The 25,654-nt window shown below is 41.1% G+C and carries 34 protein-coding genes; 7 read left to right on the forward strand and 27 right to left on the reverse strand.

All coding sequences use genetic code 11. From position 1 onward, the window contains the following. Positions 1 to 4 precede the first annotated feature (4 nt). From L4C35_RS22285 to L4C35_RS22315, 7 genes are all read right to left on the reverse strand, one after another. A complete protein-coding gene (locus tag L4C35_RS22285) occupies positions 5 to 1,222 on the reverse strand; it encodes a hypothetical protein (RefSeq protein WP_428464918.1) in 1,218 nt (405 codons plus the stop codon). A gap of 356 nt (positions 1,223 to 1,578) precedes the next feature. After that, the gene (locus L4C35_RS22290) at positions 1,579 to 1,911 is read right to left on the reverse strand and encodes a YegP family protein (protein ID WP_428464919.1); all 333 of its coding nucleotides are present in this window, start codon (positions 1,909 to 1,911) and stop codon (positions 1,579 to 1,581) included. 61 nt (positions 1,912 to 1,972) lie between these two features. Continuing rightward, positions 1,973 to 2,140 carry a DUF2196 domain-containing protein gene (locus L4C35_RS22295; RefSeq protein ID WP_428464947.1) on the reverse strand — a complete coding sequence of 56 codons (168 nt, stop codon included), beginning with the start codon at positions 2,138 to 2,140 and terminating at the stop codon, positions 1,973 to 1,975. 51 nt (positions 2,141 to 2,191) lie between these two features. Then, entirely contained in the window at positions 2,192 to 3,589 is a 1,398-nt protein-coding gene (locus tag L4C35_RS22300; protein ID WP_428464920.1) for a hypothetical protein, read from the reverse strand. A 526-nt stretch (positions 3,590 to 4,115) separates the two neighbouring features. After that, positions 4,116 to 4,307 carry a YwbE family protein gene (locus L4C35_RS22305; RefSeq protein ID WP_428464948.1) on the reverse strand — a complete coding sequence of 64 codons (192 nt, stop codon included), beginning with the start codon at positions 4,305 to 4,307 and terminating at the stop codon, positions 4,116 to 4,118. A 3-nt stretch (positions 4,308 to 4,310) separates the two neighbouring features. Next, positions 4,311 to 4,619 (reverse strand): hypothetical protein, encoded by a 309-nt coding sequence (locus L4C35_RS22310; RefSeq protein WP_428464921.1) that lies wholly within the window; start codon positions 4,617 to 4,619, stop codon positions 4,311 to 4,313. Between the two features lie 18 nt (positions 4,620 to 4,637). Further along, a complete protein-coding gene (locus L4C35_RS22315; RefSeq protein ID WP_428464922.1) occupies positions 4,638 to 5,414 on the reverse strand; it encodes a ParA family protein in 777 nt (258 codons plus the stop codon). A gap of 199 nt (positions 5,415 to 5,613) precedes the next feature. Between L4C35_RS22315 and L4C35_RS22320 the strand changes: the two genes are divergently transcribed. Next, entirely contained in the window at positions 5,614 to 6,675 is a 1,062-nt protein-coding gene (locus tag L4C35_RS22320; protein ID WP_428464923.1) for a hypothetical protein, read from the forward strand. Positions 6,676 to 6,789: 114 nt separating this feature from the next. On the opposite strand, the gene L4C35_RS22325 is transcribed toward L4C35_RS22320, so the two are convergent. From L4C35_RS22325 to L4C35_RS22340, 4 genes are all read right to left on the reverse strand, one after another. Further along, the gene (locus L4C35_RS22325; protein ID WP_371702378.1) at positions 6,790 to 7,020 is read right to left on the reverse strand and encodes a hypothetical protein; all 231 of its coding nucleotides are present in this window, start codon (positions 7,018 to 7,020) and stop codon (positions 6,790 to 6,792) included. A gap of 111 nt (positions 7,021 to 7,131) precedes the next feature. Further along, on the reverse strand, positions 7,132 to 7,563 hold the full coding sequence (locus L4C35_RS22330; protein ID WP_428464924.1) for a metal-dependent hydrolase: 432 nt from the start codon (positions 7,561 to 7,563) through the stop codon (positions 7,132 to 7,134). Further along, positions 7,560 to 8,363 carry a hypothetical protein gene (locus L4C35_RS22335; RefSeq protein WP_428464925.1) on the reverse strand — a complete coding sequence of 268 codons (804 nt, stop codon included), beginning with the start codon at positions 8,361 to 8,363 and terminating at the stop codon, positions 7,560 to 7,562. Before L4C35_RS22335 ends, L4C35_RS22330 begins: the two co-directional genes overlap by 4 nt. A 1-nt stretch (position 8,364) precedes the next feature. Then, the gene (locus L4C35_RS22340; protein ID WP_371702385.1) at positions 8,365 to 9,087 is read right to left on the reverse strand and encodes a hypothetical protein; all 723 of its coding nucleotides are present in this window, start codon (positions 9,085 to 9,087) and stop codon (positions 8,365 to 8,367) included. Positions 9,088 to 9,830: 743 nt separating this feature from the next. Between L4C35_RS22340 and L4C35_RS22345 the strand changes: the two genes are divergently transcribed. Together L4C35_RS22345 and L4C35_RS22350 are read left to right on the forward strand one after the other, a co-directional pair. After that, on the forward strand, positions 9,831 to 10,880 hold the full coding sequence (locus tag L4C35_RS22345) for a replication initiation protein (RefSeq protein WP_428464926.1): 1,050 nt from the start codon (positions 9,831 to 9,833) through the stop codon (positions 10,878 to 10,880). Between the two features lie 193 nt (positions 10,881 to 11,073). Beyond that, a complete protein-coding gene (locus tag L4C35_RS22350; protein WP_371702389.1) occupies positions 11,074 to 11,670 on the forward strand; it encodes a recombinase family protein in 597 nt (198 codons plus the stop codon). A gap of 51 nt (positions 11,671 to 11,721) precedes the next feature. Here L4C35_RS22350 and L4C35_RS22355 read toward each other — a convergent pair whose 3' ends face one another. The 8 genes from L4C35_RS22355 to L4C35_RS22390 all read right to left on the reverse strand — a co-directional run bounded on the left by L4C35_RS22355 (position 11,722) and on the right by L4C35_RS22390 (position 18,652). Next, complete coding sequence (locus tag L4C35_RS22355; protein ID WP_428464927.1) at positions 11,722 to 12,537, reverse strand: hypothetical protein; 816 nt, start codon at positions 12,535 to 12,537, stop codon at positions 11,722 to 11,724. Between the two features lie 42 nt (positions 12,538 to 12,579). Next, positions 12,580 to 13,056, reverse strand: a complete 477-nt coding sequence (locus L4C35_RS22360; protein WP_428464928.1) for a hypothetical protein — start codon at positions 13,054 to 13,056, stop codon at positions 12,580 to 12,582. Positions 13,057 to 13,087: 31 nt separating this feature from the next. Continuing rightward, the gene (locus L4C35_RS22365; protein ID WP_428464929.1) at positions 13,088 to 13,402 is read right to left on the reverse strand and encodes a hypothetical protein; all 315 of its coding nucleotides are present in this window, start codon (positions 13,400 to 13,402) and stop codon (positions 13,088 to 13,090) included. Between the two features lie 176 nt (positions 13,403 to 13,578). Next, the gene (locus tag L4C35_RS22370; protein WP_428464930.1) at positions 13,579 to 14,133 is read right to left on the reverse strand and encodes a recombinase family protein; all 555 of its coding nucleotides are present in this window, start codon (positions 14,131 to 14,133) and stop codon (positions 13,579 to 13,581) included. A 144-nt stretch (positions 14,134 to 14,277) separates the two neighbouring features. Further along, positions 14,278 to 15,000, reverse strand: coding sequence for a hypothetical protein (locus L4C35_RS22375; protein WP_428464931.1), 723 nt, complete (start codon positions 14,998 to 15,000; stop codon positions 14,278 to 14,280). Continuing rightward, positions 15,000 to 16,043: a J domain-containing protein gene (locus L4C35_RS22380; protein ID WP_428464932.1), complete on the reverse strand. Its 1,044-nt coding sequence runs from the start codon at positions 16,041 to 16,043 to the stop codon at positions 15,000 to 15,002. The genes L4C35_RS22375 and L4C35_RS22380 overlap by 1 nt, the downstream gene beginning before the upstream one ends. Positions 16,044 to 17,194: 1,151 nt before the next feature. Further along, on the reverse strand, positions 17,195 to 17,515 hold the full coding sequence (locus L4C35_RS22385) for a hypothetical protein (protein ID WP_428464933.1): 321 nt from the start codon (positions 17,513 to 17,515) through the stop codon (positions 17,195 to 17,197). 249 nt (positions 17,516 to 17,764) lie between these two features. Continuing rightward, complete coding sequence (locus tag L4C35_RS22390) at positions 17,765 to 18,652, reverse strand: BrxR family helix-turn-helix transcriptional regulator (protein ID WP_428464934.1); 888 nt, start codon at positions 18,650 to 18,652, stop codon at positions 17,765 to 17,767. Positions 18,653 to 18,907: 255 nt separating this feature from the next. Between L4C35_RS22390 and L4C35_RS22395 the strand changes: the two genes are divergently transcribed. Continuing rightward, on the forward strand, positions 18,908 to 19,078 hold the full coding sequence (locus L4C35_RS22395) for a hypothetical protein (protein ID WP_428464935.1): 171 nt from the start codon (positions 18,908 to 18,910) through the stop codon (positions 19,076 to 19,078). 394 nt (positions 19,079 to 19,472) lie between these two features. Continuing rightward, positions 19,473 to 19,895 (forward strand): PD-(D/E)XK nuclease superfamily protein, encoded by a 423-nt coding sequence (locus L4C35_RS22400; RefSeq protein WP_428464936.1) that lies wholly within the window; start codon positions 19,473 to 19,475, stop codon positions 19,893 to 19,895. Positions 19,896 to 19,943: 48 nt separating this feature from the next. On the opposite strand, the gene L4C35_RS22405 is transcribed toward L4C35_RS22400, so the two are convergent. After that, entirely contained in the window at positions 19,944 to 20,900 is a 957-nt protein-coding gene (locus L4C35_RS22405; RefSeq protein ID WP_428464937.1) for an Abi family protein, read from the reverse strand. A gap of 564 nt (positions 20,901 to 21,464) precedes the next feature. On the opposite strand from L4C35_RS22405, the gene L4C35_RS22410 reads away from it, so the two are divergent. Then, positions 21,465 to 21,755, forward strand: a complete 291-nt coding sequence (locus L4C35_RS22410; protein ID WP_428464938.1) for a hypothetical protein — start codon at positions 21,465 to 21,467, stop codon at positions 21,753 to 21,755. Then, a complete protein-coding gene (locus L4C35_RS22415) occupies positions 21,752 to 22,084 on the forward strand; it encodes a hypothetical protein (protein WP_428464939.1) in 333 nt (110 codons plus the stop codon). Before L4C35_RS22410 ends, L4C35_RS22415 begins: the two co-directional genes overlap by 4 nt. 315 nt (positions 22,085 to 22,399) lie before the next feature. Here the strand turns inward: L4C35_RS22415 and L4C35_RS22420 are convergent, their stop codons facing one another. The 7 genes from L4C35_RS22420 to L4C35_RS22450 all read right to left on the reverse strand — a co-directional run. Continuing rightward, positions 22,400 to 22,579: a hypothetical protein gene (locus L4C35_RS22420; RefSeq protein ID WP_428464940.1), complete on the reverse strand. Its 180-nt coding sequence runs from the start codon at positions 22,577 to 22,579 to the stop codon at positions 22,400 to 22,402. Further along, the gene (locus tag L4C35_RS22425) at positions 22,576 to 23,043 is read right to left on the reverse strand and encodes a hypothetical protein (RefSeq protein ID WP_428464941.1); all 468 of its coding nucleotides are present in this window, start codon (positions 23,041 to 23,043) and stop codon (positions 22,576 to 22,578) included. Before L4C35_RS22425 ends, L4C35_RS22420 begins: the two co-directional genes overlap by 4 nt. A 220-nt stretch (positions 23,044 to 23,263) precedes the next feature. Further along, positions 23,264 to 23,470, reverse strand: a complete 207-nt coding sequence (locus L4C35_RS22430) for a YegP family protein (RefSeq protein ID WP_428464942.1) — start codon at positions 23,468 to 23,470, stop codon at positions 23,264 to 23,266. A 285-nt stretch (positions 23,471 to 23,755) separates the two neighbouring features. Further along, positions 23,756 to 24,691 carry a hypothetical protein gene (locus L4C35_RS22435; protein WP_428464943.1) on the reverse strand — a complete coding sequence of 312 codons (936 nt, stop codon included), beginning with the start codon at positions 24,689 to 24,691 and terminating at the stop codon, positions 23,756 to 23,758. Positions 24,692 to 24,873: 182 nt separating this feature from the next. Beyond that, the gene (locus L4C35_RS22440; RefSeq protein WP_428464944.1) at positions 24,874 to 25,047 is read right to left on the reverse strand and encodes a hypothetical protein; all 174 of its coding nucleotides are present in this window, start codon (positions 25,045 to 25,047) and stop codon (positions 24,874 to 24,876) included. Continuing rightward, positions 25,040 to 25,222: a hypothetical protein gene (locus L4C35_RS22445; protein ID WP_428464945.1), complete on the reverse strand. Its 183-nt coding sequence runs from the start codon at positions 25,220 to 25,222 to the stop codon at positions 25,040 to 25,042. Before L4C35_RS22445 ends, L4C35_RS22440 begins: the two co-directional genes overlap by 8 nt. An 11-nt stretch (positions 25,223 to 25,233) precedes the next feature. Further along, a partial coding sequence (locus L4C35_RS22450; RefSeq protein ID WP_428464946.1) for a hypothetical protein occupies positions 25,234 to 25,654 on the reverse strand: 421 nt, incomplete at its 5' end.

The following is a 25,654-nucleotide window of genomic DNA, read 5'->3' on the forward strand; positions in this document are numbered from 1 at the left end:
GGTTTCAATACAGTATTGTTTCAATACAGTATTCAGGCTCACAGGTTGCTAGCGTTGTCATCTTGTCGTACACGTATTCTTCTAAATCAATACGGACATCAAAAGGCACTTTCTCTGCTTGTGAGTTTTGTATTCTCTGTACCATGTTTTTGATATCGGTATACACGGTGCGATTGTGGTTGTTTTCGCCTGTCACTTTCACGTAAAGCTTGGTTTTGTTGGTGTAGAGCGACATCAGTACGAATGCCATATTGAAAAAGCTGTAAACATTAATCTCCTTCATTTCCCATGCAATCAGTAGGATGCTCTTGCGTGGGTTCGCGGCAACATGCTCGTGAATCCTTGACCAACTACGTTGCTGAACGTGGCCGCTGAGCATCGTATTTACGGCATCCATAAAGCCATCCGGCGTTTTTTTATCAAAGACCTTCGCGAGGATAAACTCGATTTCATCGAGACGATTAAAGGCGCGATAAGCTGCAATGTACTTTTCACCATTAAACCAGTCGCATTTTGCATTCTCTTGCGCAGATTGAACTAAACACATCAGTTCATTTTGGGAACGGTGCAAATCTAATGACTTCAGTGTATTGATGATGGCCGAGTCATGCGTATTAGCGCCGCTGTGCTTCAGGACTTTTTGCACAATTACATTCGCATCGGCAATGGCTTCTGTGAGTCCATCATCCATTACCGTCAGTTCGTTGTGGAAGTCATGATGCACGCGTTGGTGTTTGTTGAGGTAATCTTGTACGGCTAATTCTAACTCTTGCGTCTGATCTATGTATGGGGTGAACAGCTCCTTCCCTGGTAGGAATAGTTTGGCCTCTTTAGTTCCTTCGTGTTCGGCAAGAAGTTGGAATAGTGTAAAGAGTGGCGCCAGCTTGTCTTTATTTTCACGTAATGAGTTGTCTGCACGCTGATAAGCCACACCTTCTGAAATAGGGGTGACTTTGTTACGCCAACGCGCTTTACCGCCATCTAGTTGCGATACGGCGTAAATGGCAGCTAGGCAGACAAAGAGACTTGATTGTTCATTGTGCTCAAAGTGTTCATAGATTTTTGGACCAATCCATGTTTTCAACTCGTCACAAATACGGCTCATTTTAATTTCTGTGCCGTGATGGCCTTCAATCTGAAGCTGCAGTTGCTTTAGGTCGTGGGCTTTGGCTGCTTGATTTAAGTACGCTTTAAGTTCTGGTGTGGTTGTCGTTTGTGTCATTGTTCTATCCTCATCGATATGATTGTTTGTTCTGATGGGAGGATTAAATCATGTTCACTGGGAGGTGTGAGGACGCAGATTATTATTTTAAATTTTTATGCTTTTTTATTGCGGAGCGTGTCTTTTCCTTTGGCTCTCGTTAGGACTCGATCCTTGCGACACCTACACGGTATTGGCGCTAACCCAACAAAAAAATCAGTTGGATTATGTGGTCGTTGCGCAGCAATCAGGTATTTACTGCGACATGCTAGAAGCAATATTCACTGACATAACAGGGTTGCAAACTCGACTTTAATTGGCTGATTTAAAACTAATAAATAAAGATGTATTACAAATGTAATACGTCTTTATTTTTGTTATGCCGTTTGGTCTTCAATTTGATCACTGTGGCCGTTGAACTGTACCGAGTGAATGCCTTTTTTAGCGCTGGCAACAGCGGTGTACATTTCACTGGTTCCTATCACTTGGTGATTGTTGGCTTTTAAATTGAAGTAGAACTGCCCATCACAGGCCATGTTGATCGCAAAGCGTTCATGCTCGATAGCATTCACTTGGACCGAAGCAATCCCGCTCAGCGCTGCCGCTTTGGTCGTGTACATCTCGCTGGTTAAGATCACCTCGCCATTACCCGCTTTGAGCACAAAGTAAAATTGTTGGTTCTTTGCTTGTTTCAGTTCGTAACACCCCATATTGAATCCTTTCATATTAGGTTATGACGTTACCCATAACATGGTATGAGGCATCTGTGTTTTAAAGGATCACTTTTACGCGGCCGACATCACCACTTTCTAAGCGCACTTTGATACCATGAGGGTGCGTTGGGGAGTTAGTTAAAATGTTATTAAATATATCAGCATTGATAAATGCTTCGAGAAGTCGGTGCTCTAAAGAGTTATAGGTATAAGGATGTGCTGTGATAGAGGATGAGGCGTTGTCGCCTCACCCTACTTGATGTTTTAATTGATGGTGTTAGTTAACAGGCAATACTTCAATAACATCACGACCGTCTTCTGTCTTAATCGTGCGGCTATCAATGACTGTACCTGTTGTTACGTCAAGTGTGATGTGGACAATCTCAAACAATCCTGAGCCACGCACTTTGTAATTTAATAGGCCCGTATCTGATAGGTTGGCTTTTTCAGAGTCAATTAAAACTCGGTCTTTTGCAAGATCATGGGTTGAGACAGTGCTCGTTAAATAATCTAACACAATAGCCTTAGTTTTATTAATTACCACTAATTGCTCACCGTTATTGATCACTTTTGATATTAGTGGCTTATTACCACCTTTCTCACTGTATTTATTGGTTAGCATTCCTGTTTCATCAGTGACGATTGAAGAGTCACCGCTAACAATGTAGCGCACACCATTGTAACTATGAATTGAAAATGCATCATACGATAGAGCAATACCCTCCCCCGACTCAGAATCATAATTTAGTGTTGTTAGTTCATCATCAAGTACGTGAAATGAGTAACGATTATTCACTGATACCGTAATATTTTCTATTGAAACAATTTCGTTAGTTATCGAATCGACTAATGGTAGAGAATGATTAGGGAATTTATTTCCATGTGAATATTCTGGTATAGCTCCAGTATCAACATTGAAAATAATATCTTCTTCTAACTGCCCATCATAAATTCTTGTCGCTAGATATTTACCATTATAAGTTACATCTTGAATATGTTTATTAATATACAAGGTCTTGAATTTAAGAGTTTGACTATTATTTTGTGGCGCAATAACAGCGGCCAATTTATTCTTACAGTTTGAATGCTGCCCATAGCTGCATTCGAATGTATTAATTAATGGTGAGGTAGTACCATTGCGAGGGGAGCGGGCTTTAATTATGTCAGTATTATAATCGATATTTGACCTATAATGGTTATTGTGTTCGCTTGGAATCAGCCACGCTTTACCATCGGTCTTTCTTACGATGTAATCATTTGTCGCTTCATAAGATGTGCAGCTGACACTACCATCTGAGTCTTTGTTTTCAATTGTTTCGTTAGTACCGACATGAATAATCGCAAGTTCTCCTCCCAGATCTTTATATTTATAAATCGTAATATCATTTGATGTGGGGCATTTTGCATCAGTGATTTGCTTTCCGTCTTTAGGGGAATGCAAAGTCATTTTGCCGTTAGGGCGAACAGCGACACCTGATTCATTGATTATTAAATACTCTGATTTAAGAGAAGAATCTATTGCTCCCTCATTCTTCGACATTGCAATACCGCTACCCGTAAAAAGGTTGGTCTTTTCAAGCGTTGCCTTGTAGCTGCGGTTACTGCCGCTATCATCGCCGCCGCAACCAACAAGCCCCGCAGCTAAAGATAGAATGAGTAGTTTCTTATTGAACATGATATAACCTTGCAAATTTAATGAGTGCCCATAACGTTCGTCAGCACTCCATCAGTGTTAATGAAGTTAAGTTAAAATCGTCGCAATGCCCATAAATGTGTGATTGTGTTGCTCGTCGCACTAGTTACGAACTCAGTGAGAGGAAGTCAAAAACGATCATGTCTTTGGGGGAGATAGCGTGCCCGAAGTTAAAATCAAAAAAAGGTTTGATGTGGCTCTTTTTGTGGGGGAGTATAAGTGAAAGTGGGGCGACATTGAACCTTTAGCGTTCATTCTCTTTAGAACTCATTTCTCATCATGAATATAAAGCTACGCCTGATAAGAAGCCGCCCCAAAATACCATGTTGGAACAGATCTTGTTTTTTCGTCTTTATTGAAGGGGATGGTATTATCAGTTGCTTGAAAGTGGGAATTGTTAGCTGTAGCGATTGGTTTGTGTAGGGTCTTCGCTTGTTTAGTTCATAACGCCTCATATTCAATGCTTTTATATGAAGTTATCCATAACATGAAATGAGGCATCTGTGTTTTAAAGAATCACTTTTACGCGGCCGACATCACCGCTTTCTAAGCGTACTTTGATACCGTGGGGATGCGTTGGAGAGTTAGTTAAAATTTTCTCAACAACCCCACGAGTCAAATTGCCACTACGTTGGTCTTGTTTGAGCACAATATCAACATTCAGCCCAGGTCGAATATTGCTACGTTGAGTTCCGTTCATCAATCAGTTTGCCTCGTTAATAGCTTTAATAATGGCTTTTTGATTCAGCTTTTCGCGCATGTGGATCAAACCACGCAACAACTTTGCCCCGGTGATTTTCTTGCCGGTTGCTTCACTTAACTCTTCCAGCCATAAGTTAAGTTCTGCTTTATCATTTTCAGGTAGTCGCATGGGTACGGGCGATGTGCCCGTTGTCACATTACGACGAGTCGCAACAGTGGTGATTTTCTCATGCTTTTCTTGCTCAGCCTCTGGTGTTTCTTTGCGCTTATTGCGACGGCTAAGTGCGGTAGTTCCCGTTAGTTTTTTCATAATTATGTATTACATTTGTTATACATTAATTCTTGCAATTATTTCTTTTGCAAGAGATTTATAATCGTTAAGTGCTGTTGAACTTGATTTATACGTGAGCAAAGGTTCAGCGCTTACGCTGGCTTGGCCAATCGCTTCAGTACGGCGAACCGTGGTGTTTAGCACTTTGTCGCCGAGCTCATTTAACTGCTCATCCAAGAAGTTATTGATCAGCTTATTGGCTTTGGCGTATTCATTGCGGAATACCGCGAAATTCACATCCTCGGTTTCTTTTACTTCTTCAAGCGCATCGAGCAAATCGGCCAAACCATTAAGTGAGAACGAACCACCATCAACTGGGATCAAAAAGAGATCGGCGGCCATCATGGCATTAACGGAGGTTAAGCTTAGGTTCGGCGGGCAATCTAGCAGCACTACGTCAAAATCAGCTTTGATGCTTTCTAGTTGTTTCAGCAAAATGCGCTCACGGTGAACCTTAGTTAAACTCTGCTCAATCACTCGGCTTAAGCGAATATCTGTCGGACACAGTGATAAGTTCGGAATGGTTTTACCTGCCGCGATCGCCGGCATAATAGCGCCACGGATAGGGTGTTTTTTGGCTGACTCAAACACATCTGAAATCGTGCTTTCAAACTCAAACTGGCCACCGCTCAGTACAACGGTAAGGTTCGCCTGCGGGTCAAGATCTATCGCTAAGGTACGCTTGCCCTCTTTAGCAAATTGCGCCCCAAGGTTGATCGCTGTTGTGGTTTTACCCACCCCACCTTTTTGGTTAATGATTGCGATAACTTTCACTGTAATACACCTCCATACGTGTATTACAAATGTAATACATTCCACTGTGAGAAGTAAAGTCCATTAACAAAAAAGTAAAAGGATATAATAACTTAGTGCGTCGTTAAACCTTGTTGTTGGCTTAACTTAATATTAAGATCTGAAGTTAAAGTGAAAATATTGAAGACCTATCCCCTAAAACGACATCAAGCAGACAAATATGAACCGTATAATTATCGCTCTTATCTTGTTATATCCATCAATATCACTGGCATTTTGGAGTACCCAAACTGGTGTCGGTTCAGAGCAAGTTAAAATTGAAGTAAAACGAACGTATGATAAAGGGGTTCACGCAGTATTTGGTGGCCATAAGTTCTTTAGCAATTACAACTGTATTTATACACCACATACGAACTATGACCTTACGCTTACTATCCAAGGAAGAAAAATTAAGGCACTCGCAAGTTGTGGAGATGAGGATAGTAAGCCTGAAATATCGAGTTATTTTGAAAAAGACAATACATTTGTCATTAATGCATTAAAAAACAACTCCGCAATATATGTTGAAGGGGCTACGTTAAACTCATATTCTTTTAAAAAAGCATATGAAGAAGAAAGTAACTTGCACTATGCTGCATTACGTCTGTTAGAAAGTAAAAAAAACGTTGAAAACAATACTATTTTAAATTTAAGAAAAGTAATCAATCAGCAAAGTAGAGAGATAAAAAACAGCAGAAATATTGTTAGTCAGTTGCATGATGAGGTTGAAAATTTAAAAAACAAAAATGAAAGCAATGATAATTATTTTTTAGTTTTTGTCATTATTGCTGTAATGACCTTATCAATAAGGAGCTTAAATAAAGGGAAAAATCAAATTGAATTATCTTCATTGAAGAAAAAACTGAAAGAAAAAAATGATGAAATAGACTCATTATCTAAAGTTCTTTCTGATGCAAGTCAGATAATTATTCAGTTAGAAAGTAGCCGCGAAAATAGTGAATTACTTGATAAGGCAAATGCAACGATTCGGAAAGCTAACGTCAGAATATCCGAGCTTAAAACTCAAATTGAGACTCTTAAAGCAGAACTTTCTCAGTCACAAACTAATAAGGGGCCAGAAGATGGATTGTCTCACCTTGATATTCTAGGATTTGTATCAAAACCAGATCGAAAAGCCGTCAAAGCACGCTATCTCAAGCTTTCATCCATTTACCACCCTGACAAAGGTGGTTGCGACAGTATGATGCAAAGAATTAACTGTGCTTATAATGCTTTAAAATAGTCACCTCATCCCCTACAGCGGTTAAATCTTGAATAACCCTTATAGGGGATATAGTTAACAACACTCCTAATGCACTATAACTTTATTGCTTTCGGACAAAACAACACCTTCCCTTCACCCACTATCGGGTAGCACAGTCAATAATTTCGCCTTAAACACCTCATCAAAAAACAGCCCTATAGGCTCGCTGACAATGTTCAATTCTACCGACCGAATCGCAATAACATGTCGATCATCCAACGGGCCTTGGTGCGGGTAATTCATCACAATACAATAGGCTTCACGCGCGACTTGTTGAACGGGATCATCGAGTAACGCTTCCGCGGGATAGAACTGACTAGCCATATCATCCTCATTTTTTTCTTTATATATAATATAGTTAAGAAAATAAATGTATTACCTTTGTAATACATTATATCAATCTAAAACGATTCGCTTTCCACTCTGCGCCGTCGATCAAACCTTGATTGTAATAGCCACCCCAGTCGTAAAAAAACGGGGCAAAACCACCGCCGCAGCTATCGCATACTCCACCGGATCCCCCGTCCGAAAGCGCCCACCAAATAGATGAAAACGCCGATCGCTATACGGTGAAAAAGGGACGCCTGAAACCGTCATCGCATCGGTCAAAATATGGCTGACCCCGCCCCAGGCAAATGCCATCAAGATACCGTGATAGTCCCACACGAAAGTGAAGGCCAAGGCCGCAATCAACCAATGCGTAAACACGTGTGTGATCCCGCGATGCTTCACGGGTTTGCCTCTGAGTTTGATCAAGTATTCCAGCCAATCGGGCGCCGTTGCCCCCGCTACACACACAGCTACATGCGGCGGTGATATCACCGCGCATGCAGCCCCCGCGATCAAGGTATGGTTAAACCATTTCATTGGCTAATGGCTCCCGCTGGCATTGCTGCAGCTGGTAACACCGCTAATTTTTTCAAATACTGATTCACCGCTGGCGTGCGCTGGTTATCACACATCGAGAGCAGTGCCAGCCGCTTTTCAACTATGGTCGCTTCATGAGTCAAAATATCGCGCTGCGCAGCCGCCACTTTCTCCAGAAACCCTAATTGTTCCGTCACATTGGCGATCCCTTGCTTCACCCGCGAACGAGCACGAGCTTCCATCGCCAAATACATGCCCATCTCACGATAGGCATGATTACGGTTGGCCAGCGCATGCGCAAAGTTCGCCACATTGGTGGCCGTTTCTGTGCGTCGCTTATGCTCCCACTGTCGTTCGCGTGCTTGTTCCGTGGTTGAATACAAGGGCATTTCTCCCACAATGCCGATGTAATGCTCACTGATATCGGGCCAATTACTGCTGCTGTATTGATCGAGGCTCGATTTCACTCCCGCCACCAAACTGACATCCACTTTGAATTTTGATTTTTCGGGATAGCAATTGGTGATGACATAAAACACGGCATCGGGATCGATCACAGGGGCTGGGCGAAGGGCTGAAATGGGGGTATTGAAATGCGGGGCACGACCTTTCAAGGTCGGTAATTCAAACGGTTTGATGTTGGGCGGCGGATCGCTCGGCTGGCGCCAAGGCATACTGATAGGCCAACGTTCCGTTTCCGCGTTAACAGGCGCAGAGAACACCGCTAACCCTACGTATATCAATGCCATCAGCATCAGGAGTAAGTTACACAGTAACGTCCACAAGATAAGCTTCACCATCTTAATCTGCTCGGGTCGAGCGCCGGCCGCTGCCCAGCATTTGTAATCCACCGATCACCGCACCGGCTTCCCAAGCGCCAGATACCACACACATGGCCACCAAAAACCAAATCAAGGCACGGGTGGTGTCATAACTCACATCACTTTCAAGGTTGGTACGCTGCGGATCACGTCGCTCAACGATAGGACGAATGGAGGCGGGTAGGCGGCCTTCTTCACTGACCGACATCAACCAGATTTTGGAAGAGAGCAAACATTTACGCGCAACTTGCGCCTTTCTGCCGGTCAGCTTATGGGCATCATCAACAAATAACAGCGCTTGGGTATCAAGTAAGTAATCCCCTAATAAGTCCGCTTTTTGCTGTAAGTTAAGTTTGCCCCAAGGCGTCGTGTTATCGCTATTTTGGCTGAATTCGTGGTACCAGCTGTCGATGCCTTTAATTTCAATCCAGCTTGATAGCGGCATCAGCCCTTCCAACAACACAGGCTGGGCTTTCTTGCCCCAAATAGCATGGCGTTGTTCACGTAATCGGTTTAGCCATCGACTTTTCCCCGAATCATGTGCACCAGTGATGAGTTGGCACTGCGTTCGGCGTAGGCTCGTTTCTTTGCGTGTATGGCTGGGTGCAAAACGGCGCGGGGCATCCACTATCAGCGGAGTAACATATTTAGACCCATCTTTGCGTTGGCGTTTATGATCGGTTCGTAATTTTAAAAAGCGCATACCTATCCTTGATTTTCCCATCCTCAGAATAGAAAAGATTTCAGTGACTACTGATACGGCTTTTAGGCTTTACGGGAGACATCAATCGAATATTGTAATCACGTTGTTTCTCGATAATTTTCTTTAGAAACAGCGTGTTCGAATAACACCTGACAATTTCGAACAGTGCAGAAAAATTTTTCGCTAAGCAAAGGGGTAAACAATATGAGTGATGGATAAAAGGCTTATTTGCTGTGATAGCAACGGAAATAATGGTCGTATAACTCGAACATAAACCAGGCCATGAATGGTAAGAAAGGCTGTTAAAAGAAGAAAACAAAAGAAAAGTGATTAGCGCATTACCTGTGAGATTGGTGTGTTAACTCGTAGAGTTATCCACAATTCACAGGCTTATATAACAATATATAAAGATCTATAGATCTATATAAAGATCTATAAGATCTATAGGGTCTGAAAAACCTATTTAATTCAGTAGTTTACAGAGCTTGAGGTCACACAAAATTAGTGCTCAAGTCACATTTTTTTAGTCTGACGGTTACATTTTTTTAGTCTAAGGTCACATATTTTTAGTCTTTGGGATCTTTTTTTTAGTCTAATGGTCACACATTTTTAGTGTCGAAGGTGACTTTGCCCACATGGTCACACATTTTTAGTCTTTTAGTGGTAAAAGGGCTTTTATGGTTACACATTTTTAGTATTATAAGCCCGACACTAAAAATATGTGACCATAAGGCACAGTAAAAATGCCCCATAGCTCAGATAAACGTTTCCAAGTGACAACGGAACATTCAAAGGAATTACCCAATCAGTTTTTCAAGAAAAGTCATGAACTGGTGTTTAGCCAGTTAGCGCTGACGGCTCGTGAACATGACATGATGGCGTTGTTCCTGTCGCGTTTGAACCGCGAGCACTGGACGGACTTTCTTGAAAAGCGCGATATCCATGCGCCGCAGTACACCTTCCATGCCGACGTGCTGAAAGATTGGTTTGGCTTGTCGTCTAAGCAGCTGTATCCGACCTTACGCCCAGTGGCTGAGCGTTTATCGAGTCGCAAAGTGGGCTTATCCAACGACAATAGCGAAGAATTTGATTTTATCCCTTTGTTTGCACGCGTGAAGTACAGCAAAGGCGCACTGACGATTGTGCCCAACAGTGAATTGATCAATGCCTATGTGGACTACTCGGCGGGCCATGCGCAGATCAACCATCATGCGTTTCGCAGCCTCAAATCCGAGCACTCTAAGCGTCTCTACACCTTGTTATCGCGGTTTAAAGACAGCGGTAAATTACACCCACAGCGTTTGGAGTCTTTGCACGCTTTGTACGGTTTGCTGGATGAAAAGGGCAAATTGCTCAAAAAAAGTTACAGCCAAAACAAAGTATTCATTGATCGTTGTATCAAAAAACCGATCGAAGAGATGTCCCGTTGCGTCGACGTGAGCAAAGAGCTGGAGTTTTTCGCCGATGAAAAAAGCGGTAACTTTGGCTTTAGTCCTGTCATGCAAGGGCGGCGCATTGTGGCGATTGAGTTTTTATATCGCTGGAAAGCCAGTGATAACCAAGCCGAAAAACAAGTGCGGGCCGAGTTGGCACAAGCCACGATCCCCGCTAACCCTATGTTAGAGCTTGTGCGCGAAGCGTATCGCATCGTTATGGCCTACCCCGCAGAGGGGCGTATCAACGAAAAGCACCTATTGGCCATCCAATCGGTGGAAATCGGGATCATCACGCTACCTGAAGACATTGTGTTTGATGACAACTTCAAAGAGAAGCTTGCCCAAGCTTGGGGGTAGCCGCTATACGGCGCTGTAACGCCCTCTCAGCGCCTTTGGTTTTACTTTGTGGTTTTACCTGTCAAGGCAAGATCCTATTGATTAAGTCGCTTACAGGCCTTCTCAGGCGGATTTTTATCAATAAGCTACACAGTTCCTTTTTCAATGAAGATCCAGTAGCGTGAGTTATTCGTCTAACACGCAGGGATCGCGCATGGCCAATTACGCTTACTTACGAGTCTCCACCGACAGCCAGGATGTGGCTAATCAACAGCACGGTATTTTTGAATATGCCAATCGCTGTGGGTTAACTGATCTGTGCTTTGTTGAAGACACAGTAACAGGGAAGAAAAAATGGCATCAGCGCAAACTGGGTCCTTTGCTCGAAGGGATGCAAGAGGGTGACACCGTGATCTTTTCAGAAGTCACGCGTATGGCGCGTTCTACTTTGCAGGTGTTAGAGATCTTAGAGCTTTGTATGGATAAACAACTCAAGGTACATATCGCCAAACAAAACATGCAGCTCGATGGTTCGCTGTCATCCAAAATCATTGCCACCATGCTTGGCCTTGCCGGTGAAATTGAGCGTGAATTTATTCGAATGCGCACCAAAGAAGCGTTAGCGGCAAGAAAGGCGGCAGGCTTTCCGCTCGGTCGCCCCAAGGGGCAAGCAACAACCTTGAAACTGGATGCCAAACGCGACCAAATCGAGAAGTACATGGCAATGGGATTAGGGATAAGAGCGACAGCGAAATTGATTGATGCCGCGCCGAGCACTTTGTTTGATTACGTGAAACGGCGCGGGTTGTAGGTGGTTTGTGTATTACAAATGTAATACAATAGGTGGCAGGTTGACCTGCAGCTAATCCGTGGGATCACTATGAACAACGAGAGAGTCGATTGAGAGGGTTCTGCCTGACGGTGGTGAATACTGCGCAGCTCTAACGGATTTTTTCCTTCTCGTCGTCGTTTCCTCTGAAGTGTCTTTTAATATCAGCTTACCACCGACTTCTTTCCATATGTTCGTATTATAATTTGGTTTTTTTGGGGCTGAGGTTTTGGGCTGAGAATCAACTTCCCAAGCGCTAGGTATCTGCGATTTTAAGCATGTTTTTCGTTGGGTATCATCTGGCTCTTTACCCTGTTGCAGACGTTCTGATGATGGCTTTAGGCGATTTGATTTATTGGCCTTGATAGTCTCAAATAATCGAAGCTTATCTCGTAATTGAACGACTTCTTCAGTTAACGGTGAATTTACCTCTGCTTGATGATTAAAACGTTGGTTTAAATTATCGATTTCTTTACGCAATAAAGCGATATCTGCGTCCTTCTGCGCAATCATTCTACCCAGTAAATCAGCACTATCTTCGCTGAATTTTAGCTTTTCATCGTTTAATTTAAGGTGTGAAATCTCTTTATGTAATAGTGCTATTTCACCATCTTTTTGAACGATAACTTGGCTAAGTAAATCAGCCCCTTTTTCACTGTTGAGCCACTTTTCTTTGAAGGCTTCAGCATTAAGAGGTTGTGGTTGGTACGCAGATCTAAGGCGAACAATTTCATTTTCTGCATTTTTGAGCTTAGCGCTTAATTTTTTCTTTAAGATAAAAAGGTAGCCGCTTATCAATAGTGATAAGAGTAATGCTCCACTTGTTAACTCTATTGTTTGTTCGAACATTTACCCTCATATTTTGTTTATGTAATGTACTGATAATGAATCTTATCGACTAGCTTTTCCTGAACCATAACTACCAGAAACTAAGTGACTTAGAGCATCTTCATCCTCATAATATTTCTTTTTGATAAATTTATATGGTATGTGTCTTTTCCGGCGACAATCTTTGCAAACTAAAACTTTATTACCACTCAACAATGTATGTTCTCGGCATTCTAGGCGCTTTACTTTACAAAAATGGCAATGAGAAACTCCCTTTATAAGTTTTGACGTGATGTCAAAGTTGATAGTGGTAGTTAAGACTTGGGCATTTTGTTTTTTATTACGGTGATTGTTACTACTTTCTTTGTTATTTTTCTTAGGTTTAACGATGGATGACTTTAGTGGTTTTTTCTTAGGGGTATTTTTTATATATAAACGCTTTATTTTCGCTTCTATTGAAGCTAATTCATTGGATATGTCTATATTGTTATCAGTAGACCAGCGATCTAGCTTTTCAATTGAAGCCATTAAGCGTTTCATTTTTACTTCCTATTTATGTCATTTGTGGTTACTAAAAAAGTTGGTCTGGTTTTGGCTCTGACTCACCGATGGTTAGGCAGTCATTATGGTATGAACTCTTTTGCGCTAGTTCTAAGTCACTAAACCATTCACTCGTACTCCAATTATTTGTGTTTTGGCTCGTACGTACCGTGACCGCTTTTCCCTTCATCGTTAGAGCTTTTTTAAAAACGCCAAGTGCCGTTTCTTTGTATTTTGTGATGCTCATTTTTCGAGTTTGATCTTCGGCATTGGTGATCAATACCATGGTGTCAGTTGTGCTGACATCTGCTAATACACCAAAATCATGCCATACAAAATTATCCATTGTTAATACCTTCCGCTATAGCCTTTCATTTCATTTTTATAGTTTACACGTATCACATCAAACTTACTTGTGAAAATGTAAACTAACAGGTAACCCTCCTCGTAATATATCGCGTATTAAGCAGACACAAAAAAGCCGTCCTATAGTGGACGGCTGAGGCTTGGTGTGAGGGGGTATTATTGATTAAGGGAGCTCTCTAACACGCTATAAACAGTCGTACGGCTACATCCTAACTGTTTACTAATCGCATGTTTGTTCATGCCACTGTTGGCTAGCTCTCGGATCTGCTGATGCAGCTTAAGGTTTGCGTGACGGCCAAGGTGCTTACCTTCTGCTCTGGCTTTCTCTCGGCCTTCATTACAACGCTGCAGAATACGTTTACGCTCCATTTCGGCAAAAGCGGAGATGGTGGTGTAAATCACGCGGCCAATGTCACTGTTAATGTCGACGTTCCCTAAATCATGACACACCAACCCCGCCCCTTTGGCCGCGAGCTTATCGGCGATTTGTAGTGCATCGATGGTGTTACGCGCCAAGCGATCCACTTTCATGACATGGATAACATCGCCTTCGCGCGAGAACTCCAACATCGCTTGGAGTTGGTCCCGTTCAGAGTCTTTAGCACTGATGTTCTCTTTGAAGATTTTTTCGCAACCAAGTTGAGTCAGTTGGTCGACCTGAATATCGAGAGATTGATCCCGCGAGCTAACACGGGCATAGCCGATGAGCATAAGGTGTGCCTAAATCTGTTCATAAAGTTACCTTTAATTTTATGAGCATGTTCTATAAATAACAATAGGACATAATGAACAGTTTTACGTAGCAAGAATAGTGTGTCCTTAAAGTACACCTTTGTGGACAACTCTGCATTACCATCACTTATGGTTTTCATTAATAAACTTATATGCTGAATATAAGTTTCCTAGCATGTCTGAATTATGTACGAGCTCGCTGCTATATAAATCACATAGCATTCGATATGTGATGTGAGCATTCTTTACATTGACATCAAAGGGATTAACCCCAAGAATCGTATAATGTATTAGTGAGCATTCTTTTTTTTCGTGATTGAAATTAGATCTATTATCGCTATCTTTATCTCTATTTATTTGCGATAGGTTTGATATTAAGTTGCCATGTTTAGACATAGCCTCTGTTTGTATTTCGTATAGCCTTTGTTCATATCTTGTTAGATAATCGATGTTATCCCTATAACAAGTTTCATCTTCCTTTATATGAACCCAGTCAACATCATGGTAGTTAGAAATAACGCTTGAGGCTTGTAGAGTGAGGAAGTTTAATAGTTTTAATTTCCCAAATGTATCTAAGGAATGATAATTTAATTCGGATTTCTTAATTCCGTTTAACCGTTTCTTATAAGCTTCAAGGAAATTAAAGTTATCATTATATTTTTCTTTGTCTTCTTCAAAGGTCGAGTCCCAGTCAAAATCATCATAATCTTCTATAACACGAAGGCACTCAAGCTTTGCTTGTTTAAATGCAAATTTAATCTGCATACCCAACTCTATTTCACTTTCAGGTAAGTAATTAGGCATTGGGGCATAAGATATTGTGTATGGTTTTTTCTCTAGTATCATTATTTATGCCACTTCGAAAGTTTCTTGTATGCGACATTTATACGTTGCATCATGATGTTTGAGCCGCATTTGTCAGGATGATAGATGTGTGATAATTGTTTGTATCTATTTTTTACACTTGAATTGGTAGTATCTGGTTTTAGACCAAAAATATCATAATAGCCAAGTTCAAAATCGATAGGTTCATTTTTATCTAAATTACTTAACTCTAGATCTTTAATTGTATTTTTTAGATTCTCATTTTCATCTTCTTTTTCTATTAGTTCAGCAACCTTTTTATTATAAAGTTCCATCCATCTGGTTGCGCTTGAATCTTCTTTTGCTTCTTCTAGTTCTTTTTTTAGGTTGTTTATGCGTAAATTTGCTTCACGTATAGTTTCATTAGCTTTTGCTAGGCTTTCGCTTGATGAGTTGTAATGTGTCCTGTTGGTGGTTTTCGATGATAGCTCTGCCTTTAACTCAGCAATTCTTTTATTGGCAGATCTTATTGTTTCATTTGCCTTATTGAGCGCCTCTTTACTAGTACTGTTATCTTTATGTGGGTTGAGTTTAAAGTAAGAGAATAAACTATTAAATTCATTGGAGAATAAACATTCTGAGATCTTCTTCAATTCATCATAAGAGTAGTTTTGTGTTGTTAATGTGTTTGTTTTATTAACTACAGCATTATATTCTCTAATTTGATCATTTTCTGTGTTATCATATTCTTGTTGTTTTTTTAGGCACTGTACGTTTATTTTTTCTACTACTATGTATCCAAACATAATGGTTAATAGATAGTTGTACCAAAATAATGTATATCCATTTAATTTTGTTATTATTATTAGCAGTAGAGAAATGATTATATAGGTAGCGTACGCTTTATCTTTTTTAATGAAAAAATCGACTAGTTTACTTTGTTTTTCATTGTGCTTTATATGGTTATGTATACTTTTTAAATTAGATATTATTGTTCTTGATACGTTATCAATGTCAGTTTTGTTATTGTTTAATTTTAAAGAATGAATGAACTTATATAAACCATGCTTCCCGATTTTTTTCAATGCGGTCTCTCGTAGGTTTATATATAGCTCTAAATTATAATTGCAATTGTTTATATCGTTAAGGTTAATGTAACCTTGGCTGAGTTCAAATTCACCAATGGACTTCTCGCAGTCATTATCATTAATGTACGCAATTAGTAGATTTAGCGAAGTCCGATTCATTTTTTATCTCATTAATTAAAAATTCAATTATACCTTATTAAGGTTTGACGTGAACCCTTGATGGGTGTTTTCTTAATGGGTAAACAGTTACTAACCGCTATCGCTTGAAGACGCGATTCGAATCTACAGTGAACCGCTCAACCAAGCCAAGCGGAGATTGATAATCTAACGCTGTATATCGGTCAATTGGGCATGGAAGGGTTTGCTCTGACGCCTGAGTTTTTTGCCCAGCTCAAAGCGGCTGAAACAGCGAATGAAAAGATAAATTAATCAGAATAAATGTATTACAAAGGTAATACGTTTTATAGTGCAATTCAGATCTAACTCACTGATAATGCAGCCCTGCACACCATAGCCCATTTTAGCCCTATTTCTTTAGTTGCCATCACGTTACATCGCCCTCGCGTGACAACGTAATGCCAGTATAACTCGCAAGGGCAACGTCATGGCAACAAAAGACGGGCGAAAAAAATGGCCTATTGCAGGGCCCTTTAAGGGCTTTGTTATCAACCCCCATCCCCCAAGCTTGGGGGTATAACACCAATGTTAACATAATGAAATTTATGCGAAGTAACACACTGCTCTCGCCAGCAAGCTGTCGGCAGTTGGGTTAATTCAAGCATAAAAGCATTATGTGTAAATTGGTGTGCAGCCTTGAAAAGCAGGCTGTAAGGCCGCCAGACAAGCTGGCGAATGTTTATCACCTCATGGCTGCGCCATCAGGCGGGCAGAGCGGCGCACCTAAACACAAACAACGTGTTCACGTGCGGCCAGCTTGGTCGCCACTTTCACGTTCGTTGGGTGAAATCGCTCGGTTGAAAGCATTGGGTAGGCTACGTTGAGTTTCAGTGGGCGGCTGGTTCGGTGAACGCCGCGTTAAGCAGTGAGCAACACCACCACCGTACTTAAACTATTGTGCCGTAAACACTAAATTCAAAGCAAACCGAAAATGCCGAGCGTTGCGAATCTGTCTTAAACGCTTTTTATGTTTAAGGTGTCGTCAGCCAATATGTAAGCAAGGCTCCGACTACAGCCCCAATAACACCAGCTAGAATCGGAATAATATAAGTTGCAAACAAGGGCTTTTTCATCGATTCATGATGTTGGATACGTTGATTCAATCGATTGGCTGCATCTTGGAAACTGTTAGGCATAACATGATCAGGGTTGTTTTTTAAACAAGCGGCTTGATAAGTTTCAATATATTGTTTAACTCTTAAACATTGCTCATACGATAAAGTCTTATTTGTTTCTGCTAACACCTGCTGCCAGTCTGAAAATTTATTGAAATCCATATTGTTATAATTCAAATCAAACTCCGTACTATAAAATTAAACATAACATGCGTTCCACCGTAACCAGACCTTTTAGCATGGGCATGTTGGCCGTGCCGGCCAAACCATAAAGCTCGCAAGCTGCTTTATGGCCACCACGTCCCCCGCCCACCAATGCTGCGCCCCGTTCTTCGTTAACCGCAGCTTAGTCACTCGCTGTAATCGATCGGTTATCTCAGTGTTCTCGCATATTTTGTCGGCGCAGCAGTGTGCGTGTCGTGGTGGTTATTTGAGTGAATCTATTACAACTTTAACCATATCTTTATTCGTTAAATCAAACTTAAAGTATCTTGGCTTCATCTTGTTTTTTTCAATTAATTTATTTTCTTTCTCGATTTCGTCTTCGGTTCTGTCATCAATAAACCACTGCCTAGTCAGCATCCATATTAATGCAGCGCGCTCTGTTATAATTAACTTGTTTTCGTCATTAAACCCAAAATCAGCTTTGATTGTGTCAACTTCCGTTTCGTTTCGATCTCTGTGTGGTACTAATAGCAACGGTACTTGTGTATTCCACATTTTATCTTGAGAAAGCTCTTCTTGAGGTTTTCTTAAATCATCAGTTTTTTCAATAACAGCTGTGGCACGAGAAAAGTTAAAATTTTTAAATATACCTTGTTCAGTGTTTTTTTTGCAAAATGCTCTAAATATCCAAGTTTTACCATCAAAAAGTAAAGCTAATGGTAGTATTGTTCTCTCGTCATGGTCGTTACTGTTTTCTGATAAATAACAAGTACCAATTGCGTAACCGCAGGCCATTGCCCTGGTTATTTTAGCTACGGACTCCACATCTAATTGGTTGGCAATTTTTCCTATTCGAGAATAGGGCAACATCGGCCTATCGATAAGTTTATTTTTATTGAAACCATTAGCTAACATACCTAAAGCTGTTTCAGCATCAATATCTATTAAAGGAACAAAAGTTTCTTTATTAATAGCGTTAGCTCTTAACTTTCTATTATAGCTCATATTATTTGGACATAATTCTGAGTACCTAGACAGCATTTTTGATGCTGCAGCTTCAGCTAATCCAAACATCTCATTTAGATCAGAACGGTTAATTATACCTGTAAATCGGAGCTTAAAGTCGATATAAGCCATGCGTTCTGCCAAAGAACTATCCTCGTTCTGGAGATGTAAAAAGCTCTGCTGGTTCATTGTTCACCTCTTGTTTTCTTGTCTCTATAATAGCACGTATCGCAATTCATGTATTGTTTTTGTATGTGCCACGGATTGTTTTGATTGCTGTTTGATGTATTGTTTTGGTGTTTATTTGAATCCGTGTGTTGACGTTCTATTACTCCTTAGGTAGTATGCTATTCGTTGATAGAGAATTAGCTTTGTCATGAAAAGTATGTAGGGGGCCTTGTGGCTACTAATGGAAAATCTGGCGATAATCGTCGACACGGTATGGTCCGTGAACGCTCTCAAACTCAAACCCCGTCAGGGCATTGGGTAAAACGTGATACAAATACAGGGCGATTTATGGATGTGAAGCAAGATGGCACACCATTTCGCGGCGTGAGAAAAGAAAAGTAAAAAGGCACTTTCAGTAAAATACTAAAAGTGCCTTTTTGCAGTGAGGTGAAATATAAGTACCGTTGGCGCGGTAGCTTATAAGGCCCAACACTAAGAGGTTTCAAGCCCACAGAAAGGCAAGATTGCTCAGATTTGTAACGCAATCATACCTTTCAACAGTGTTCACCTCAATAATTGAATTCCCTCTTTTGTTTTTTTGAGAGGAATCTCATATGAGTATTCGACCAAAAGTAGTCCCAGTTTGTGCGTATAAGCGCTACCGCAACGGTGTCTGGGAAGATGTGTGTTCTCACACTCGCTCGCTTCCGCGTCCATAAAGAAGCACTACTCCTGTGTTGCTGGCTGGTATAGCAGCAACACCTAAGATATGAACTAACACTATTCGAGGTAGAGTATGTGTAGAAAAGCGTTACTAGGCGATATCACATCTGTTCTTGAGGACTTGGGTTTTGTAAAAAACAACACCAAATCGCCATTTACCTATCAATACAACGTCAAATACCCAAGCCTATTTAAAGGTAAAAGCGATCACGCGCATTTCATTTTGTACACACCGAAACGTGTGATACAGCTTGTTGCCAAGTACCAAGAGTCGAGTGGCACTGCCATGGAAAAGCTGGGATATACCGTGATGGATGCTGCGCGCACTTTGCATAACAACTACGTGGTTGTGTGTGGTGGTGATGAGCTACTAAAGCATGATCGTGCGATTGATTTTATCAATAATCAGAAAGTACATGCTCCTCGTTTGCACGCACTTCGTGTTCAAGAGCTCCGCAGCTATCTTCTTGATGATTTAACACCTATCGCGGCTTAATTATGAAAAGGCTCGCTTTTTAAAGCGAGCCTTCTATCATTTGATTAGCTATTTAGTCGGATAAAACACCCCTGAAATTCGGCCATTCTTTCGAATGGTGACGGTTTGCTGCTGTTTTAATATAGAGCTAAAGTTTCGTTTAAAGGTACTCGGGGTTAGCGAGTTCTGACTGTGCTGACGAATGTATGTTTCCATCCCATCTTTACTCAATAGCCAGCTCAATTGATGATAAGTATAACTTTGCTGATAGCTCTTCAAGCGAGTTTTGGATAACCACCCGAGTAATTCTTGGGTACGCTGATGAAGTAATATCAGCCGCTCTCGGGCTTCAATGTCATTAGTTGGTGCTGCTGCGAGTAATTTAGGGGTTTTATTTTGGCGGATACGGGTTTCTTCAAATAACTCACCTTGTTTCCAGATTGGTTCAAAATGAGCGATACGATTACGAAGCGATCCCACGATCTCTAGGCGTGCATAAAGGCCGTCTTGGTGCTTTATTTTCTTCCAATAACCCGCACTTTTTTGGCGATGATGAGGAATAATGGTCGGGATGATCGTCCCCCAAGGTAGCAGATTACCTTGTCTGTCTTTTTGAATATCGAACACTTTAGGCCAAAAGCCGTAAGTCATCCTAGATATAACATCATCATGGCTAACCGCAGGTAATTTGGGGTGCCAGTTATTGCCTCTACGCTTATGCGTTACAGATAAGATTTTCTTTTCTGAATGCGTATTCAGATCTAAAAAATTAAACCAATCGTTACTTAGCTTGTTCCCTTTGGATTGCGGGTTATAGCAGTGCGTGCTTAACGCGCGGTGCAGCTTATTTCTGAGTGTGACTTCAACAATACCGATCAAACGGAAAAAGGCCGCAGAGATTGCTTCATTCCAGCAGTAATAACCATAGAGTTCGGCGGGCTTATTGGGTTTAAAGAAATACTGATAACTGGATAAGCGCGGTAGCGATATATCGTGTTGAAGTTGTTGGTAGTCAGAAGCTTGCATTATGATTGTCTATCTCGTAATATTGACATGTAAGCACTTGGATTACTTTTCAGAACAGCTCTCTTTAAGACAGCCTCTGCGAACTAAGTTGCAACGATTCTATCAGGAAAGCCCGCGAATAGCGGGCTTTTTTGTACCTGCAATATCAGTAATTTATCCCTGAGACACTATTTTGAAATAGCCACTCCCGCTCTATCTCACACACCGCTGCCGCGGTCATTCTTCCCTTGCTTCGGTGGTTCAACCAAGCCAAAGCTAATCACAAACCACGTTCTTTGCTTTGTCTCGGCCCTTCGGGTCACGATCAGGGCTAGAAAAGCCAGAGCTTTCACCCCAACCGACTAAGTGCTGCTAAGGTGCGGGCGTTCTCCATGCGATCGCTACTCTCCTTTGTTGAAAAACGTTTCCATCGCGTTCGTTTATCGCCAACTTCCGATCCTTCTGCCACAGAACCTCAATAGCAAAAGTGAAATGCACGCTTCGCGCTTTTGCTATTCAGAACCCTGTGTCAGTGCGGGAAGTTAGGCGAAAACGACGATGAAAACCCAACAAAGGAGCGACGCTATGTCACATTCCAACCGCTTTCCGCACCGCATCACTAAGCCGTTTGGCGCGAGCAACGTATCCCCGTTGCAGCCGTCAGGCTCTACAACAATGAATCGCACTTGGTGCATCGATCACCGCTTATATGGCACTTATCAAAAATTACGGGCGTGTCAGCCTAGCGTGTTACAGATGGTTAAGGCCCTGAATGTGCTGTTAGCCCCGCATGGCCAAACAATAGAAACCTGCTTTGATTTGGAACAATTTATCGATGCGATAGACGAATTTGAACGTGTGGAGGGGCTGTCATGAGTACCGATAATTATCACCTGATGGTGGCAAAAACAATCCTAAGTCAGATGGGTGGCCAGCGCTTTATTACGATGACAGGGGCAAGGCAATTTATTGCGTTAGATGCACCGGGTCTACAGTTTGATTTACCGTGCGACAGTATGTTTGTAAAACAAAATATAAAGCGGGTTCAAGTGCGGTTAGAGCCTTGCGGCACTTACACGGTATTGGCGCTAACCCAACAAAAAAGTCAGTTGGATTATGTGGTCGTTGCGCAGCAATCAGGTATTTACTGCGACATGCTAGAAGCAATATTTACTGACATAACAGGGTTGCACACTCGGCTTTAATTGTCTGATTTTAATGCAATAAACAAAGAGTAATGTATAACAAATGTAATGCATTACTCTTTTGTTATACTGTTTGGTCTTCAATTTAATCACTGTGACCGTTGAACTGTACCGAGTGAATGCCTTTTTTATTCTGTGTGCTTGCAAGGTGGTTTCATCTAAAACGGTGAAATACGCTTTTGGTCAGCGACCGACAGAGTTCTTCGACAAGTTGGATGCATGGCTTACTGCGGATCTTGATAAGGTTCATTAGCGTTGCCTCGTAAGCCATGGCTGTAAATTAACAGTGTTGCTGTGCTATAGGCAGCATAGGCGTTACGATTTATCAGAGGGTCTGTTTGGGTTATTAAATTTAGGACCTTTGGAATTTTTAAACAACAGCGCAATTGCGACTATGAAGAAAAATAGTGCAAGGTACTCACCAACCACTTGATAGATCCCCCAAACGATAGCAAGTAAAATCACTAACGAGATAAGAACAACTAAATTTTTCATTGGCAAATATAACCATATTGATTTAATTGTTTACATTTTGCACGAAACTTCACTCTGTTTTTCTCTGTCTTATCCAATATTTCAGGGTTGGTCTTGTAGAAGACGTGAGCGTGAGGGAAATCCAAGTTATTCTTTTTCATCATCCAGAGAACATCTGCAATAGATGTTCCACAAGCAAGTGATCTTCCGCTTGCGACAGCGATACTTCCGATAACGGCCCCCACATAAGCAGAGGCAGATATAGCCCCAACAACAGCTAGTTTCTCAAGGCTTGCCGTTGCACCGATTATTTCACCAATCGTGGCCGTTCTACCTAAATGACTCAAAGTTGATAATATTGTTGTCGCTGTAGCAGTCGCCTTTTCAACACTCTCAAACAGACTCTTTGGTGCGCTGAGACCCAACGCATTCATATTTTCTTCAAAATACTTATAAAAATCGCCAGATTTATAGCACTGCTTCATCTTAAATCCTTAGTACAGAACGGGAAGCATAAATATACATGTTCAACTTTAAATCTATGTGTGATGGTCTTGATTATTCGAGATGTCTCTAAAAAATCATCCACTAACTTCATAGTGTTAAATACATATTGCGATCAATATTGGATTTCAATATCTGCAAATTACTAACGACTGAATCACGCATATAAAAATATGGCTACTGCATGAACTTTGTTGGCTTTTAAATTGAAGTAGAATTGCCCATCACTGGCCATGTTGATCGCAAAGCGTTTACGCTCGATAGCTTCACTTGGACCGAAGCAATCCCGCTCAGCGCTGCCGCTTTGGTCGTGTACATCTCACTGGTTAAGATCACCTCACCATTACCCGCTTTGAGCACAAAGTAAAATTGTTGGCTCCTCGCTTGTTTCAGCTCGTAACGCCCCATATCGAATCCTTTCACATTCGGTTATGACGTTACCCATAACATGAAATGAGGCATCTGTTTTTTAAAGAAGGGCTTTTACGCGGCCGACATCACCGCTTTTATCTTATTTTTTATTAGTTTTTGTTCAATAACACGGGCGAAGAGAGTGTCGGCAGGGAAAACTATAAATTAATGGGAATATTATAGTTAATTTATACAGAAATGATTGTATTTATGGCACGACTCTCCCTCTTATAAAGGCTGTTGTAGTGCGTTTATAAGAGATGAGAGTCGTTATTATGTCAATTATACTAAATCTGGTGATGCTTGAACTGCTGCTATTGCTTTGGGATTTTTTGTCGTATCAGGTACGGCGTCAAAAATACCATCAAAGTAAGAATCTGCTTTTTTAACAGAGGCTGCTTCATATTTTGTTAAAAAATCATCAACTTGCTTTTTGAAAGCTGCGTCAGAAAGATATTGTTCGATTTTAAATACGGCAGAATTTGCATTCACTGCAAAATCGAGGTCAATACTTGTGGTTGATCCACAGCTGGTTGATATTTTCTTCTGCTCTTGGCTGAAGAAAGTACCGTAAACTAACATGGATGGTTGATAGAAGTACACGCCGCTTGTGTTCTGGAATAAGTTATGGGTTGAGTAGGCGTATAGGTAATTGTAATTAGCTTCTGTTTTGGTCATTTCAGCATTTAATCCATCACCAAACCCTTTAAGAAATGATGCAAAACTGGCCACGTTTCCTGCTATTACACTACAAGCAAAATCAATAACTGTCTTAGCTATTTCGATTCCCTTTACACTGGTTTTTAAGCTTTGATTACCACTGTAATTGTCAGAGAAAAAGGCATCAGTGACTTTACTGGTGACGGCTTTCCAGTTATTAATATCGTACTTAGCCGCCTCTGCTTTTTTGGGATCGTTTGGAAATTGATTTTCTGCAAGGCGATTAACTGCGGAGCTACAAACACCAATAAAACGCTCCATTAACACTACGCCGATCTGAATTTTCTCTTCCCATTTTTTTAGTTCATCTTGGTCTTTGATATCGGTGAGCTTAAAAGTATTGTATTGAACTGCTCCACTAGGGGATAACCCTGGTACCAAAGGTTTTTCTTCTTCAGGTCCAGCTCCAAGCATTCCCGCTTTTAGCTCTCCCATACTATGAATGTCTTCAAAAAAGCTGTGTAATTCAACTACTGCTTGCTGATTAGATATCGTCATGATTTCATTCTCAATTTTAGTAGGTATAAATAATAAAAAACCAGCCCCTACCACAGCAGAGCATATGAGACTGGTTGCGCTTTCGCCTATAAATCTAGACACAAACCTTTGTTTGTCAAATTTAAATACGATTGATAAATGAATTTCAACTGCTGCATAAATCCGAGATGTCAGCCTTAAGATTAACCTAACGGATGACTGACTTTTTTAGCATGCGCTAGTGTGGCTTTTTTGATGAACGTTTTTGGGGTTTCATCGACCTCATTCATGGCATGATTCACTTTTTTTGCCTGGTTAACACCATAGGTGACTGTATAGGTTTTATCGGCGATCACGCGGTTTTTTAGTTTACTCATCTTTTGCCTCATTTATCTCTATTGCTCGCGCGATAGTTGCTTGGCGAATAAATTTATTTGGGGATGCCTTACCACCAAAAGATTCGATAATTTCTAACGCTTCATTGATTTGGTCGGCTTCCTGCTCAGTGAAGGAGACTCTCTGTTTTCGTGCCATCTGATATTGCTGTTCCATGTCTTTTTTCCTTAGAAGCGAGTTGGTTGTTGTTCAAGTAATGCCAACTCAGTACGAAATGCGTTGGTAAGCTCGTTAACAAGATTCAGCTCATGCTCCAGTAAGAATTTATTGACCTCTCCGATGTACTCAAATTTTGTTTTGCGGTAATTACCGTATGCTTTGATCCCTTTTTCTAATAGCGCGGAATTACCGGTTTCAATACAGTATTCAGGCTCACAGGTTGCTAGCGTTGTCATCTTGTCGTACACGTATTCTTCTAAATCAATACGGACATCAAAAGGCACTTTCTCTGCTTGTGAGTTTTGTATTCTCTGTACCATGTTTTTGATATCGGTATACACGGTGCGATTGTGGTTGTTTTCGCCTGTCACTTTCACGTAAAGCTTGGTTTTGTTGGTGTAGAGCGACATCAGTACGAATGCCATATTG

The organism is Photobacterium kagoshimensis (genome assembly GCF_050337045.1).
Lineage (GTDB): Bacteria > Pseudomonadota > Gammaproteobacteria > Enterobacterales > Vibrionaceae > Photobacterium > Photobacterium kagoshimensis.

What these genes read in the sequence shown, in the direction of transcription:
- L4C35_RS22410 (WP_428464938.1), top strand. Translation starts at nt 21,465, where the DNA reads ATGTCACATTCCAACCGCTTTCCGCACCGCATCACTAAGCCGTTTGGC.
- L4C35_RS22370 (WP_428464930.1), bottom strand. Translation starts at nt 14,133, where the DNA reads ATGCTCATCGGCTATGCCCGTGTTAGCTCGCGGGATCAATCTCTCGAT.
- L4C35_RS22325 (WP_371702378.1), bottom strand. Translation starts at nt 7,020, where the DNA reads ATGGCTAGTCAGTTCTATCCCGCGGAAGCGTTACTCGATGATCCCGTT.
- L4C35_RS22290 (WP_428464919.1), bottom strand. Translation starts at nt 1,911, where the DNA reads ATGGGGTGTTACGAACTGAAACAAGCAAAGAACCAACAATTTTACTTT.
- L4C35_RS22340 (WP_371702385.1), bottom strand. Translation starts at nt 9,087, where the DNA reads ATGCGCTTTTTAAAATTACGAACCGATCATAAACGCCAACGCAAAGAT.
- L4C35_RS22400 (WP_428464936.1), top strand. Translation starts at nt 19,473, where the DNA reads ATGTGTAGAAAAGCGTTACTAGGCGATATCACATCTGTTCTTGAGGAC.
- L4C35_RS22440 (WP_428464944.1), bottom strand. Translation starts at nt 25,047, where the DNA reads ATGAGTAAACTAAAAAACCGCGTGATCGCCGATAAAACCTATACAGTC.
- L4C35_RS22360 (WP_428464928.1), bottom strand. Translation starts at nt 13,056, where the DNA reads ATGAAACGCTTAATGGCTTCAATTGAAAAGCTAGATCGCTGGTCTACT.
- L4C35_RS22435 (WP_428464943.1), bottom strand. Translation starts at nt 24,691, where the DNA reads ATGACGATATCTAATCAGCAAGCAGTAGTTGAATTACACAGCTTTTTT.
- L4C35_RS22300 (WP_428464920.1), bottom strand. Translation starts at nt 3,589, where the DNA reads ATGTTCAATAAGAAACTACTCATTCTATCTTTAGCTGCGGGGCTTGTT.
- L4C35_RS22345 (WP_428464926.1), top strand. Translation starts at nt 9,831, where the DNA reads ATGCCCCATAGCTCAGATAAACGTTTCCAAGTGACAACGGAACATTCA.
- L4C35_RS22445 (WP_428464945.1), bottom strand. Translation starts at nt 25,222, where the DNA reads ATGGAACAGCAATATCAGATGGCACGAAAACAGAGAGTCTCCTTCACT.
- L4C35_RS22355 (WP_428464927.1), bottom strand. Translation starts at nt 12,537, where the DNA reads ATGTTCGAACAAACAATAGAGTTAACAAGTGGAGCATTACTCTTATCA.
- L4C35_RS22405 (WP_428464937.1), bottom strand. Translation starts at nt 20,900, where the DNA reads ATGCAAGCTTCTGACTACCAACAACTTCAACACGATATATCGCTACCG.
- L4C35_RS22335 (WP_428464925.1), bottom strand. Translation starts at nt 8,363, where the DNA reads ATGGTGAAGCTTATCTTGTGGACGTTACTGTGTAACTTACTCCTGATG.
- L4C35_RS22365 (WP_428464929.1), bottom strand. Translation starts at nt 13,402, where the DNA reads ATGGATAATTTTGTATGGCATGATTTTGGTGTATTAGCAGATGTCAGC.
- L4C35_RS22425 (WP_428464941.1), bottom strand. Translation starts at nt 23,043, where the DNA reads ATGAAGCAGTGCTATAAATCTGGCGATTTTTATAAGTATTTTGAAGAA.
- L4C35_RS22285 (WP_428464918.1), bottom strand. Translation starts at nt 1,222, where the DNA reads ATGACACAAACGACAACCACACCAGAACTTAAAGCGTACTTAAATCAA.
- L4C35_RS22415 (WP_428464939.1), top strand. Translation starts at nt 21,752, where the DNA reads ATGAGTACCGATAATTATCACCTGATGGTGGCAAAAACAATCCTAAGT.
- L4C35_RS22330 (WP_428464924.1), bottom strand. Translation starts at nt 7,563, where the DNA reads ATGAAATGGTTTAACCATACCTTGATCGCGGGGGCTGCATGCGCGGTG.
- L4C35_RS22350 (WP_371702389.1), top strand. Translation starts at nt 11,074, where the DNA reads ATGGCCAATTACGCTTACTTACGAGTCTCCACCGACAGCCAGGATGTG.
- L4C35_RS22310 (WP_428464921.1), bottom strand. Translation starts at nt 4,619, where the DNA reads ATGAAAAAACTAACGGGAACTACCGCACTTAGCCGTCGCAATAAGCGC.
- L4C35_RS22320 (WP_428464923.1), top strand. Translation starts at nt 5,614, where the DNA reads ATGAACCGTATAATTATCGCTCTTATCTTGTTATATCCATCAATATCA.
- L4C35_RS22420 (WP_428464940.1), bottom strand. Translation starts at nt 22,579, where the DNA reads ATGAAAAATTTAGTTGTTCTTATCTCGTTAGTGATTTTACTTGCTATC.
- L4C35_RS22305 (WP_428464948.1), bottom strand. Translation starts at nt 4,307, where the DNA reads ATGAACGGAACTCAACGTAGCAATATTCGACCTGGGCTGAATGTTGAT.
- L4C35_RS22375 (WP_428464931.1), bottom strand. Translation starts at nt 15,000, where the DNA reads ATGATACTAGAGAAAAAACCATACACAATATCTTATGCCCCAATGCCT.
- L4C35_RS22430 (WP_428464942.1), bottom strand. Translation starts at nt 23,470, where the DNA reads ATGGGGCGTTACGAGCTGAAACAAGCGAGGAGCCAACAATTTTACTTT.